At 72.3% G+C, this 12,934-nt stretch carries 7 protein-coding genes; all 7 read right to left on the bottom strand.

Annotated features, from left to right (window positions below):
• Nucleotides 1-100: 100 nt before the first annotated feature.
• Entirely contained in the window at nucleotides 101-2,185 is a 2,085-nt protein-coding gene (locus ACIGAN_RS27695) for a hypothetical protein (protein ID WP_365088037.1), read from the bottom strand.
• A gap of 203 nt (nucleotides 2,186-2,388) precedes the next feature.
• Nucleotides 2,389-3,885: a D-ribitol-5-phosphate cytidylyltransferase gene (locus ACIGAN_RS27690; protein WP_399861664.1), complete on the bottom strand. Its 1,497-nt coding sequence runs from the start codon at nucleotides 3,883-3,885 to the stop codon at nucleotides 2,389-2,391.
• A gap of 321 nt (nucleotides 3,886-4,206) precedes the next feature.
• The gene (locus ACIGAN_RS27685) at nucleotides 4,207-5,757 is read right to left on the bottom strand and encodes an alkaline phosphatase D family protein (protein WP_399861661.1); all 1,551 of its coding nucleotides are present in this window, start codon (nucleotides 5,755-5,757) and stop codon (nucleotides 4,207-4,209) included.
• Nucleotides 5,758-6,031: 274 nt separating this feature from the next.
• Nucleotides 6,032-7,465, bottom strand: coding sequence for a GTPase ObgE (gene obgE / locus ACIGAN_RS27680; protein WP_365736876.1), 1,434 nt, complete (start codon nucleotides 7,463-7,465; stop codon nucleotides 6,032-6,034).
• A 125-nt stretch (nucleotides 7,466-7,590) separates the two neighbouring features.
• Entirely contained in the window at nucleotides 7,591-7,845 is a 255-nt protein-coding gene (rpmA, locus tag ACIGAN_RS27675; protein ID WP_010041940.1) for a 50S ribosomal protein L27, read from the bottom strand.
• Between the two features lie 14 nt (nucleotides 7,846-7,859).
• Complete coding sequence (gene rplU / locus ACIGAN_RS27670) at nucleotides 7,860-8,180, bottom strand: 50S ribosomal protein L21 (protein WP_003990208.1); 321 nt, start codon at nucleotides 8,178-8,180, stop codon at nucleotides 7,860-7,862.
• A gap of 231 nt (nucleotides 8,181-8,411) precedes the next feature.
• Nucleotides 8,412-12,719: an Rne/Rng family ribonuclease gene (locus ACIGAN_RS27665; RefSeq protein ID WP_399861658.1), complete on the bottom strand. Its 4,308-nt coding sequence runs from the start codon at nucleotides 12,717-12,719 to the stop codon at nucleotides 8,412-8,414.
• Nucleotides 12,720-12,934 lie beyond the last annotated feature (215 nt).

Genomic DNA, 12,934 nt, shown 5'->3' with positions numbered 1-12,934 from the left:
GACACCTCACATGGTGAACGGACAGGGAACGGAAGACAAAAAGGGGTTCGGCCCCCGAGGAACTCCTCGGGGGCCGAACCCCTCAGCGGTGGGCGGCAGGTCAGCCCGTGCCGACTCCGTCCGTGTCACCGGCCGTGGACACCCGCTGCCCGGGCACCGCGTTCGCCAGCTCGGCCTCGGCCTCGGCCAGGGCGGCCGCGTCCCGTGACTGCTGCCCGACGTTGCGCGTCTCGGCCTTGAGCGCGAGGTTCGCCACGGCGGTGTTGAACTGCTGGAGCGAGGTCGGCTCGTCCGGGCCCAGCAGGTACTGCTTGAGCTCCTTGCGGTCCTCGGCCAGCGGGTCGGCGGCCGGGTCGCGCACGGCGCCCAGCAGCTCGCCCAGCTCGTTCGCGCTGTTGGAGAGGATCACCGCGGCACGCACCGCCGTGTTGTTCCGCTTGAACTCCTCGACCCCCACCTCGGCGGAGTCCGTCACCGCGTACGGCTTGCCGCTGGCGATGAAGTCGGAGACCACGCTGGAGATGTCGGAGACCATCGCGTCGGAGACGTTGAAGCAGTCGTACAGCCGCGGCTCGGGCCCGGTGATGACCCGGTGCTCCCAGCTGGGGAAGGACCGCCAGTAGGCGTCGTTCCACTCGGCGCGCAGCCGGGCGGCCTCCTCGTGCCGGGCGACGTCGAGCACACCGTCACGGGTGGCCTCGGCCTCGTCGCCGCGGTCGCCGCCGGAGCCGGCCAGCTGCGCCAGCCGGGCCTCGATCCGGGCCAGTTCGTCCTTGGCCCGCGCCTGGGCGGCGGTGTCGGCGACGAAGCGCGGGTCGAGGGCGCGCTCGGCCGCGGCCTTGCGGACCAGGGCGGTGATGCGCTGGTGGGCGGCGCCGGCCTCCTTGCTGACCGTGCCGGTGAACGGGTGCGGCTTGTACAGCACGCGCACGGGCGGGTCCGCCGCGACCAGCTTGCGCACGATGTTCTCGCCGGCCAGCACGATCGAGGTGTTGCCCGGGTTGCCGTCCCAGCCCTCCCAGGTGGGGGCGTACAGCACCGTCGGGATACGGCCCTCGGGGACGCCCTGCCAGGTCTGGATGGGGGCGAGCTGGGGGCGGCCGACCTCGACGATGTCGTCGTCGCGGACACCGACGTCGGCGATGGCGTAGCGGTCGCGGCCCGCGCGGCCGGCCGTCCACACCTCGTCGTAGACCTTGCTGAACGGGTTGACGCTGGCGAGCTTGTCGCTGTCGCCGTGGCCGATGAAGACGTGCTTCATGGTGGGCACGCGCAGCAGGTGGATGTTCTTGCCGACGTTGGCCGCGTACAGCGCGACGCGCACCGTGGACAGGTCCAGGTTCATCAGGTGCACCCCTCCGGGCACGCAGATGACCGGGACCGTGGTGGGCGCCAGGTTGTTCAGGATGACCCGCTCGCGCAGGATGATCAGCGGCTTGGACTCCAGCTTCTCCATGGTGTCCAGCCACATGTTGACCTGGTACGCGGAGTCCTTGGAGCCGGAGAAGTACAGCACGGTCTCCGGCTGGTACTCGCCCAGCCAGTCGTCGACGGCGGCCAGCACGCGCTCGGCGTTCGGCGGGATCCTCCGGCCGCGCACGAACGGCACCAGCGCCAGGACGTACAGGGTGGCCAGGGCCACCGTGAGGCCGATGCCGGCGAAGCCGATCAGGGAGGACTCCAGCTGCGCGGCGAGCAGGATGCCGACGACCGCCGCGAGGTCGAGGTGGAGCATCTTCTCGGCGGAGCGGTGCAGCAGCCGGCGCGGCGGGGCGTCCGGGATGCGGATGCGGGACTTCAGATCCACGTTGCGCGTGGCGACCGGCATGCGGCGGCGGTTGCGGATCAGCTGCACCAGCGCGCCGTGCGGGGCCTGCAGACCGTAGAAGGCGATGAAGCAGGCGATCGCGCCGTAGTAGATCAGGTTGTCCGCCAGGGACAGCCGGGCCAGCAGCAGGACCAGGAGCAGCTGCCGGATCAGGAAGCGGATCGACAGCCCGGCCCGGACCTTGCCGAGGCGGTTGATCAGGTAGCTGCCCTTGCGGTGCAGATAGTGGTCCGCCAGGTACGTCACGGCGGCCGCTGCCGCGAAGGCGGGAACGCTCGGGACGAGCGCGGCCAGCATGAGGGCGGGGAAGCCCGCCACCATGAGGACCGCCGCGGCCAGCTCGGCCGCGCTGCCCACCCGGGCGACGCGAATAGCGGTGGATATCACGGAGAAACCTGCTCTTGGGAGGGGTGTGCCGGTCTTGGTTCTGAATGCGGCTGGTCTGTGAATATTCGCGGGACTGTATGGATTCAGGCCCCTGCGAACACTCCTGTTGACAGATACCCGTGAACAGGAGGGCGCAGAGGCCTGAATTACCGGAGTCTAATTGCCGCCAATTATTACACGCCGTCCTGCCGGTCCAGCACCGAGGCCAGGGCCTGCTCGAAGCCGGTCGCGCGGGCCGCGCCGGCCGTCGGGTCCTGCTGGCGGACGTCGATGACGTGCCCGGTCAGCTCGGACAGCAGCACGTCGAGCGACGTACGGGCGACCGCCTCGGAGGACAGCAGGGAACCCGCGGGCTCCTGGCCGAAGGCCTTGGTGCGCATGGGGGTCGCGGTGCGCTCGGGGTTGATGCAGTTGACGCGGACGCCGTCGCCGGCCCACTCGTCGGACAGGGCCTGGGTGAGGTTCACCATCGCGGCCTTGGTCGAGGAGTACAGGCTGTACTCGGCGCGGCCCCGGGTGTAGCTGCTGGAGGTGTAGAGCAGCAGCTGGCCCTTGGTCTCCGACAGGTACTTGTACGACGAGCGCGCGATCTGCACCGGGGCCAGGTAGTTGACCTTCAGCGCCTCCTCGATGGTGGCGTTGTCGGTCTCGGCGAGCTTGCCGATGCGCAGCACGCCGGCGGTGTTCACCACGTAGTCGATCCGGCCGGTCTCGGCGTACGCCTTGGACAGCGCGTCGTCGACCTCCTCCGGGTTCTCCACGTGGGTGCCGGTGGTGGAGCGGCCCAGGGCGTAGACCGTGGCCCCGTAGGACTCGGCGAGTTCGGCGATGTCCTTGCCGATGCCGTAGGAGCCGCCGAAGACGACGATCGTCTTGCCGGTGAGCAGCTCGCGGTAGGCCTGCTCGGAGACCTGCTCGGGCGCGGCCGTCGAGGCGAGCTGGAAGAGCTTGTCGGCGATGAAGACGTCGACGGGCTGGGTGACCTTCATGTTGTACTCGTCACCGGCGACGACGTGGATCGGCACGTCGGGCAGGTACTTGAGCACGACCGAGCAGTCGTCGGTGGCCTGGAAGTTGGGGTCGCCGGCGGCGACCTCGTAGGCCCGCTTGATCGTGGACAGCTTGAAGGCCTGCGGCGTCTGGCCGCGGCGCAGCCGGGAGCGGTCCGGGATCTCGGTGATGAACTCGCCGTCCTCGCCGTGCGTGCGCGTGACGATGATGGTGTCCGCGGACGGGATGGCCACGTCGACGGCCTGGTAGCGCTCCAGCGCGGTGACGCAGTCGTCGATGACGCGCTGCGACAGCAGGGGGCGCACGGCGTCGTGGAAGAGGACGTTGAGGTCCTCGCCCGCGGCGAGACCCTCACCGAGGGCCGCGATGGCGCGCTCGGTGGTCTCGTTCCGCGTGGAACCGCCCTCGATGATCCTGGAGACCTTCTTGAATCCGGCCTTCGCGACGATCTTCTCGACGTCGGGCACGTAGCCCTGCGCCATCAGCACGATGATGTCGTCGATCGAGTCGGCGTTCTCGAAGGTGGTCAGCGTGTGCTCGATGACTGCCTTGCCGGCGATCTTCAGCAGCTGCTTGGGGATCGACAGACCCACCCGCTGACCGGTGCCACCGGCCAGGATCACTGCGGTGGTACGGGGCTTGGCTATGTGCTGGGACACAGGTGACCTACCTTGGGGCGACAGGGAACTTCGAAATGGTCCCACTCTTGGTTACCGCAGTGCAAGGTGAGCGCCCTCCACCGCATATGTGCGCGCAACCTGTCATTCACCTGGTACTGCTGGTGATTGACGAGACGGTTCCAAGGGGTCGCGGGCGTCCCTCTATTTGCTGTGAGTAACTCCACAAGGAGTTCCTGATCAAGATTCCGCAGCAATTCGGTCTCGGTGCGGGCAAGGTGACGCCCGCGCGCCCGTACGGCGGGAGCCCGGGACTCCGAAGAGTCCCGGGCTCCTGTGCGCCCCCGGCGTACCGGTGCCGGGTCAGACGACCTCCACGCCCGGCCGGCCCGCCTCGACCCGGAGCCGGGCCAGGGTGCTGGGCGTCGCCTGCGGCTGCCGCACGGTGTCGACCACCCGCACCTGGGCGTCGATGCCGGCCCGGCGGATGTCGAAGAGGTGGTAGCCGCGGTGCGCGTCCAGCAGCTTCCAGTGCGGGTTGTCCGGCCGCCGCGGGTCCCACTCCCTGCGGAAGGCCTCCTGGTCCTGGTCGCCGTTGCTGGAGATGGAGGTGCCGACGAACTCGGCGCCGACGACCGCGGAGTCCGGGTCGGCGTAGTCCTCCTTCAGGTCGCTGATCATCGTCAGGTGCCGGTCGCCGGAGAGCACCACCGGGTTGCGGACGTGCCTGAACTCCTCCAGGAACCGGTTGCGTTCGGCCTGGTAGCCGTCCCAGGCGTCGTAGAACCAGAGCTTGCCCTCGCCGACCTTGAGGTCCGTCTCGGCCATCATGATCTGCGAGGCGACGAGGTTCCAGCGGGCGGGCGAGTCCCGCAGGCCGTTCAGCAGCCACTGCCTCTGCCGCGCGCCCAGCATGGTCAGCGAGGGGTCCTGGGCGCCTTCCTGACTGGTGGCCTGGTCGCTGCGGTACTGCCGGGTGTCCAGGACGTTGAGCCGGGCCAGGCGGCCGAACTCCAGGCGGCGGTACATCCGGATGTGCGGGCCGTTCGGCACGGCGGTGGCGCGGACCGGCATGTGCTCGTAGAACGCCTGGTAGGCGGCGGTCAGGCGGGCCACGAACGCGTCGTGCGGCTGCTTGTCCGGGTCCTGCGGGATCTCGCCGGCGAAGTCGTTGTCCACCTCGTGGTCGTCGAAGCTCACCACGAAGGGGGCGTTGGCGTGCATCGCCGCGAGGTCGGGGTCGGTGCGGTACTGGGCGTACCGGTTGCGGTACTGGACGAGGCTGAACGGCTCGCCGGTGCCCTCGTGGCGCCGCAGGGCCGTCGCCGAGGGCGTGGACTCGTAGATGTAGTCGCCGACGAACACCACGACGTCCGGGTCCTGCTGCAGCATGTCCGCGTAGGGCGTGAAGTAGCCGTGCTGCCAGTTCTGGCACGAGGCGAGGGCCAGGCGCAGGGAGCCGCCGGCGCTGAAGGGGTGGGGCGCGGTGCGGGTGCGGCCGGCGGGCGAGAGCTGGCCGTCGGTGCGGAAGCGGTACCAGTAGGCGCGGTCGGGGCGCAGCCCGCGTACGTCCACGTGAACGCTGTGCCCGTACTCGGGCCGGGCCTGGGCGGTGCCCCGGCGGACGACCTTTCTGAACCGGTGGTCCTCGGCGATCTGCCACTCCACGGGCACCACGCGCTCCGGCATGCCACCGCCGTTCAGCGGGTCCGGGGCGAGCCTGGTCCACAGCACGATGCCGTCCGGGAGCGGGTCCCCCGAGGCGACGCCGAGGCTGAACACCCCGTCGGGCAGAGGCGTTTCAGCCGCGTGCGCGGCGGCCGGAAGCCACAGCTGGGCGGAGGCCGCGGCACCGAGCACGGCGGCGCCCGCGGTCAGAAAGCGGCGTCTGTCGGGGGACACTGCTCCGGTCATCGGCTGACTCCCTTACCTCGCTGGCCACATGGACACGGGGAAGCTTCACGCTCGCGGGCGGTCCGCCCGCTGAACGCCGGGGTTCACGTACATGACAACTAAGCAGACAAAAGAAGACCCGCCGCCAGCGCTGGAACAAGCCGTTGCCGGGGCGAGTCTGACAGGTGTTCAGTTGGAGGTGGGTGAGCGAAACCCGGGGGCGCCGGCCGCACGGGAAGGGTCCGGGACCCTCATCCGCGCGGCCCCGTACGAGTCCTCGGGGACAGGACCCGGCTCAGAACGGCTCGAAGTCGTCGAACTCCTGCTGCGCCTCGTCCCGCTCGGCCTGCCGGTCCCTGCGGCGCTGCGCCGCCGGACGCGACTCCTCGAAGCGGTGGTCCTCGCCGCGGCGGCCGAGCATCTCGGCACCGGCCGTCACGGACGGCTCCCAGTCGAAGACGACCGCGTTCTCCTCGGGGCCGATGGCGACGCCGTCGCCACCCCGGGCGCCGGCCTTCATCAACGCCTCCTCGACACCGAGCCGGTTGAGCCGGTCCGCCAGGTAGCCGACGGCCTCGTCGTTGTTGAAGTCGGTCTGCCGCACCCACCGCTCGGGCTTCTCGCCGCGCACCCGGAAGACGTCGTCCTCGCGGGTCACGGTGAAGCCGGTGTCGTCCACGGCCTTGGGCCGGATGACGATCCGCGTGGCCTCTTCCTTCGGCTTGTCGGCACGGGCCTTGGCCACGAGTTCGGCGAGCGCGAACGACAGCTCCTTCAGCCCCAGGTGCGCCACGGCCGACACCTCGAACACGCGGTAGCCGCGCGCCTCCAGGTCGGGCCGCACCATCTCGGCCAGGTCCTTGCCGTCCGGTACGTCGATCTTGTTCAGCACGACCAGGCGCGGCCGGTTGTCCAGCCCGCCGTACTGGCGCAGCTCCTCCTCGATGATGTCGAGGTCGGAGAGCGGGTCGCGGTCCGATTCCAGCGTGGCGGTGTCCAGGACGTGCACGAGCACACTGCACCGCTCCACGTGCCGCAGGAACTCAAGGCCCAGGCCCTTGCCCTGACTGGCGCCGGGGATCAGCCCGGGCACGTCCGCGATCGTGTAGACCGTCGAGCCGGCCGTGACGACGCCGAGGTTCGGCACGAGCGTGGTGAAGGGGTAGTCGGCGATCTTCGGCTTGGCGGCGCTCAGCACCGAGATCAGCGACGACTTGCCCGCGCTCGGGTAGCCGACCAGCGCCACGTCGGCGACCGTCTTCAGCTCCAGGACGATGTCCTGCGTGTCCCCCGGCTCGCCGAGCAGCGCGAAGCCGGGCGCCTTGCGGCGGGCGGAGGCCAGGGCCGCGTTGCCGAGCCCGCCCCGGCCGCCCTGCGCGGCGACGTACGACGTGCCGTGCCCGACCAGGTCCGCGAGGACGTTGCCCGCCTTGTCCAGTACGACCGTGCCGTCCGGCACCGGCAGGACCAGGTCCTGCCCGTCCTTGCCGGAGCGGTTGCCGCCCTCGCCGGGCTTGCCGTTGGTGGCCTTGCGGTGCGGGGAGTGGTGGTAGTCGAGCAGCGTGGTGACCGACTGGTCGACGGTGAGGATCACGTCCCCGCCGCGACCGCCGTTGCCGCCGTCGGGGCCGCCCAGCGGCTTGAACTTCTCACGGTGGACGGAGGCACAGCCGTGGCCTCCGCTACCCGCGGCGACATGGAGCTCGACGCGGTCCACGAAGGTGGTCATGGTGGGTGCCTCCAGAAGTACGTGCGAGATTTACTTGTTCAACGAGATGTACTTGTTCAACAAGCGAAAGGCGGACCCGCCTTCCCGCAACGGGAAGTGAGGTCCGCCTCGCGAGGGTGTTCCGGTCAGGCGACCGGGACGATGTTCACGACCTTGCGGCCACGGTGGGTGCCGAACTGCACCGAACCGGCCTGCAGGGCGAACAGCGTGTCGTCGCCGCCACGGCCGACGCCCGCACCCGGGTGGAAGTGGGTGCCGCGCTGACGGACCAGGATCTCACCAGCGTTGACGACCTGACCGCCGAAGCGCTTCACGCCGAGCCGCTGGGCATTGGAGTCGCGACCGTTCCGAGTGGACGATGCGCCCTTCTTGTGTGCCATTTCTCCTCAGTCCCTTACTTCGCAGCCGTGGGGATCTCGGTGACCTTGATCGCCGTGTACTGCTGGCGGTGGCCCTGACGACGGCGGTAACCGGTCTTGTTCTTGTAGCGCAGAATGTCGATCTTCTGCCCCTTGTGGTGGTCCACGACCTCGGCCTGGACCTTGATGCCGGCCAGCACCCACGGGTCGCTGGTCACGGCGTCGCCGTCGACAACGAGCAGGGTCGAGAGCTCGACCGTGTCGCCAACCTTGGCAGTGGAAATCTTGTCAACCTCAACGATGTCGCCGACAGCAACCTTGTGCTGGCGACCACCGCTGCGCACGATGGCGTACACGCGGAACTCACTCTCTCGCTCGGGAAACGGCACCCCCGCAGGCCAGCCACCCGGCAGAGCGGGCGGCCTCTCCTGGGCGCCCGGCGCCCGGAGGATGAGGTTTACGGGGATGTGACGTGTCAGTCGACACGCCGACGGTCAAGGTTACGGGGCCGCGGTCAAGAGGGTCAAACCGAGCCGGGCCCCGCGCCTGTGCGTCCGGTCACTCCGGACGCACAGGCTTCCTGCGGGTCAGCCCTCGTCGGTGGAGGCCGTGACGGAGGAGAGCGTCTGCTCCGCCGCCGCGGTCTTCTTCGACGTGGCCTTCTTGGCGGCCGTCTTGGTGGTCTTCGCCGCCTTCTTGGCCGTCGTCTTCTTGGCGGTCGTCTTCTTGGCCGCGGTCTTCTTGGTGGCGGCCTTCTTCGCCGTGGCCTTCTTGGCCGTCTTGCGGGCCGTCTTCTTGGCCGCGGCCGGCTCGTCGGCCGAAGCGGCCGTCTCGCCCGCCTCACCCGCGTCGCCGGCCGGGGTGGCGGCCTGCTCCGGCTCCTGCGCGGGGGCCGACGGGACGACCACGACGGCCGCCTCCTCGGGCGCGGTGGGCGCCGTGGACTTGCGCACGGCCCGGCGCCGCGGACGGGCCGGGGCGGCGCTCTCCGCGGGCGCCTCGGCCACCGGCTCGGCGGCCGGCTCGCTCTGCCCGGCCGGCTCGGCCTGCGGGGCCTCGGACGCGGCGGGCGCGGTCTCGGCCACCGTCACCACGGCGGCCTCGGCCCCGGCCGGAGAACCGGCCGGCGCGGACACCTTGCGGGTGGCCCGCCGCCGGGTGCGGCCCTTCGGCGCGGCCTCCTCGGCCGCGGCGGGAGCGGGCCGCTCGGCCTGCTCGGGCTGCGCCGCCTCGACCACCGGGTCCTCCACGGCCACCGGCTCGGCGTGCGCCTCGGCGGCCGGCTCCGGCTGCACGGGACGGGCGGCCTCCTCCGCCGCGGTGACGTCCTGGGCGGTGGGCGCCTCGGCGGCCTCCGCGGCCGGCTCGGCCGTCCTGCGCTCCGCCCTCGCGGACTCGCCGCGCGGCGCGCCCGCCGGGGCCGACGCCCGCCGGCTCGCCCGGCGCCGCGACCGTCCGCGGGTGGCCGCGGCCTCCGCCTCGGCGGCGCTGCTGTACAGCTCCTCGTCGGGCTCGAAGGCCGGCTCGGGCAGCGCGATCGGCTCGGCGGCCTCGGCCACGACCTCGGCCACGCTCTCGCTGTCGGCCTCCTGCTCGGCGGTCTCGACGGCCGCCTCGTGGACGTGCGGCTGCTCGGCGGCGCCGGCACGGGCCCGCTTCTTGCGCTTGCCGCCGCCCCCGGCGGAGGTCGGCTGCTCCATGTGCACGATGACACCGCGCCCGTTGCAGTGGACGCAGGTCTCGGAGAAGGACTCCAGCAGGCCCTGGCCCACCCGCTTGCGGGTCATCTGCACCAGTCCCAGCGAGGTCACCTCGGCGACCTGGTGCTTCGTGCGGTCCCGGCCCAGGCACTCCAGCAGGCGCCGCAGCACCAGGTCCCGGTTGGACTCCAGCACCATGTCGATGAAGTCGATGACGATGATGCCGCCGAGGTCGCGCAGCCGCAGCTGGCGCACGATCTCCTCGGCCGCCTCCAGGTTGTTCCTGGTGACCGTCTCCTCCAGGTTGCCGCCCTGGCCGGTGAACTTGCCGGTGTTGACGTCGACGACGACCATCGCCTCGGTCCGGTCGATCACCAGCGAGCCGCCGCTGGGCAGCCAGACCTTGCGGTCCAGGGCCTTGGCAAGCTGCTCGTCGATCCGGTACGTGGCGAAGACGTCGACCTCGGAGGTCCACTTCTGCAGCCGCCCGGCGAGGTCCGGCGCCACGTGCGAGACGTACCCGTGGATCGTCGACCAGGCCTCGTCGCCGCTGACGACGACCTTGGAGAAGTCCTCGTTGAAGATGTCGCGCACGACCCGGACGGTCATGTCCGGCTCGCCGTACAGCAGCGTCGGCGCGTTGCCGTTCTTGGCCTTCTTCTGGATGTCCTCCCACTGCTGCTGCAGCCGCTCGACGTCCCGGCGCAGCTCGTCCTCGCTCGCGCCCTCGGCGGCGGTGCGCACGATGACGCCCGCGTCCTCGGGGACGATCTTCTTGAGGATGGTCTTCAGCCGGGCCCGCTCGGTGTCGGGCAGCTTGCGGCTGATGCCGGTCATGGAGCCCTCGGGCACGTACACCAGGTAGCGGCCCGGCAGGGAGACCTGGCTGGTCAGACGGGCGCCCTTGTGGCCGATCGGGTCCTTCGTCACCTGGACGAGCACCGACTGGCCGGACTTGAGGGCGGACTCGATGCGGCGCGGCCCGTGGGCCATGCCCAGCGCCTCGAAGTTGACCTCACCGGCGTACAGCACGGCGTTGCGGCCCTTGCCGATGTCGATGAAGGCGGCCTCCATCGACGGCAGGACGTTCTGCACCTTGCCGAGGTAGACGTTGCCGACGTAGGAGACCGCCTGCTCCTTGTTGACGTAGTGCTCGACGAGCACGTCGTCCTCGAGCACGCCGATCTGCGTGCGGTCGCCGTGCTGGCGGACGACCATCACGCGCTCGACGGCCTCGCGGCGGGCCAGGAACTCGGCCTCGGTGATGATCGGCACCCGGCGGCGGCCCTGCTCGCGGCCCTCGCGGCGGCGCTGCTTCTTGGCCTCCAGACGGGTCGAGCCCTTGATGGACTGCACCTCGTCGGAGGGTTCGGTGCCCTTCTCCCGCGCGGGGCGGGGGTCGCGGACCTTGACGACCGTGCGCTCGGGGTCGTCGTCGGCGAGCTCGGCGTCGAGGCCGGAGTCACCGGCGCGGCGACGGCGGCGACGGCGCCTGCGGCTGCTGCTGGAGCCGCTCCCGCCGGACGAGTCGTCCCGGTCGGCGGCCTCGTCGGCGTCCTCCCGGTCCTCCTCGGCCTGCTCGGCAGTGTCCTCGGCGTCCTGAGCGGCCTGGGCGGCGGCGATCTCGTCGGAGTCGCCGTCCGCGGTGTCGCCGTCGCTGTCGGCGGACTCGCCGCGACGGCGGCGGCGACCGCCCCGGCGGCGGCGCCGGCGCGAGCCGGGCCCCTCGGAGTCGTCCTGGTCGTCGTCGCCGTCGGCCTGGTCCTCGGCCACATCCTCGGCGTCCTCCGGCTCCTCGTCCACCGTCTCGGCGGCCGGGGCCTCGGGCTCCTCGCCGCCCCGGCGCCTGCGACGGCGGCGGGACCCGGGGGTCTGCTCGTCCCGGTCGGACCGGTCGTCGCGTCCTTCCGGTGCCTCGGGCGCGTCCTGCGTGAGGTCCTCGGGCTCCTCGGCGTCAGTGGCCGCCTCGGCGGCGGCCGCGGCGGCGGCCCGCTCCGGGGTCTGGAACTGGGGCTCGGTGAAGACGGGCGGCTGGAAGAGGGCGACGGCGGGCCGCGCCGGGCGGGCCGGTCCCTCGTTGTCGCCGGCGTCCGCACCGGCGGCGCGCCGGGCGGGCTGGGCGGGCTCGGCGAATCCGCCGGCGGCGCGGCGCACGACCCGGCGGCGGCGCCGCGGGGCACCGTCCTCGGCGGGCTCGGCGGCGGGGGCCTGAGCGGTGGCTTCGGCGGGGGCCTCGGACGCGGCGGGGGCCTGGTCGGCACCCTGGGCGGCGGGCGGGGCCTCGGCGGCTGCGTCGGAGACGGGGGCCGTCTCGGCTGCGGCCTTGGAGCGGGACCGGGACCTGGACCTGCGGGCCGGTTCGGCGGGGTTCTCGGTCACGGGGGCCTTCGTCTCCTCGGGCGATTCCGCGGGCGCCTCGGCGGACGCGGCGGTGGAGCCGGACGGTCCGGCGTCGACGCCGGCCGCTTCGCCGGCGGGCGCCCCTGCGGGCGCGGACACGCGCCGCGTGGCACGCCGGCGGGTGCGGCGCGGAGCCGCGTCCTCGGTGGCGTCGGCATCGGCGGGCGCGGCCTCGGCGGCCTCGGCGACGGCGGGCCCGGAGTCGGCCGGCGCGCCCTGCGCGGCCTGGTCGCCCTGCTCACCCTGCGCCGGCGGGTCGTTCTCGGCGGAAGCGGAAGTGGCGGCGGGCGAGGTGACGCTGCGGGTCGCGCGGCGCCGGGTGCGCCGGGGAGCGGCGTCCTCGGCGGGGGCGGAGACCTCGGCCGGCTCCGGCGCCTCGGGGGCGGCGGGAGCGGTGGCGGGCAGCACGGTCTCGGCGACGGCCTCGGCGGCCGGGGCCCCGGCCGGTGCGGAGGCGCGGCGCACCACACGGCGCCGCTTGCGCCCGGCGGACGCGGTGTCCTCCGCCACGGAGGGCTCGGCGGGCTCCGTCACGTCGGTGGCGGCCCCGGCGGCGGCCTCCTGCGCGGCGGTCTCCTCGGCCTCGTCGGTCTCGGCGGCGTCGGCCGCGAGCTCCTCGGCCTCGGCGGCCGGTATGGCCGGTGCGACGGTCTCCGCCGGCGCGTCGGTGGCACCGGCGGGCGGACCGGCCGGGCGGGACGCGGCACGGCGCCGCCGGCGGGGCGGCAGGGTGTCGCTGGGGGTGTTCTGTTCGGAGCCCTGCGAGGACTCTGCGGGTTCGGTCGGTTCGAGCATGCGGGCTTTTCTCCCGTCAGGCTCCCGGGCGCCGCGCCTGGTCCGGCGATGCCGGTGACGTCCGCGGCTCGCGCTGTGCGCGTCGCCGCCGTCCGGGGCGCGGGCGCCGCACGGGAGCTCTCCGTGTCCTGTCTCGCCGGTTCCGTACGCCGAATGCGTACGGCCTGGCGAAAGTCTTCTGGTCGGTGCGCTGCCCGACCCAGGTGGCTCCCGAG

The sequence above is a fragment of the Streptomyces sp. NPDC085931 genome (genome assembly GCF_044540565.1).
Taxonomy (GTDB): domain Bacteria; phylum Actinomycetota; class Actinomycetes; order Streptomycetales; family Streptomycetaceae; genus Streptomyces.
Note: the sequence above shows the minus strand (reverse complement) of the source record. Positions and strands in the feature narration are given on the sequence as shown.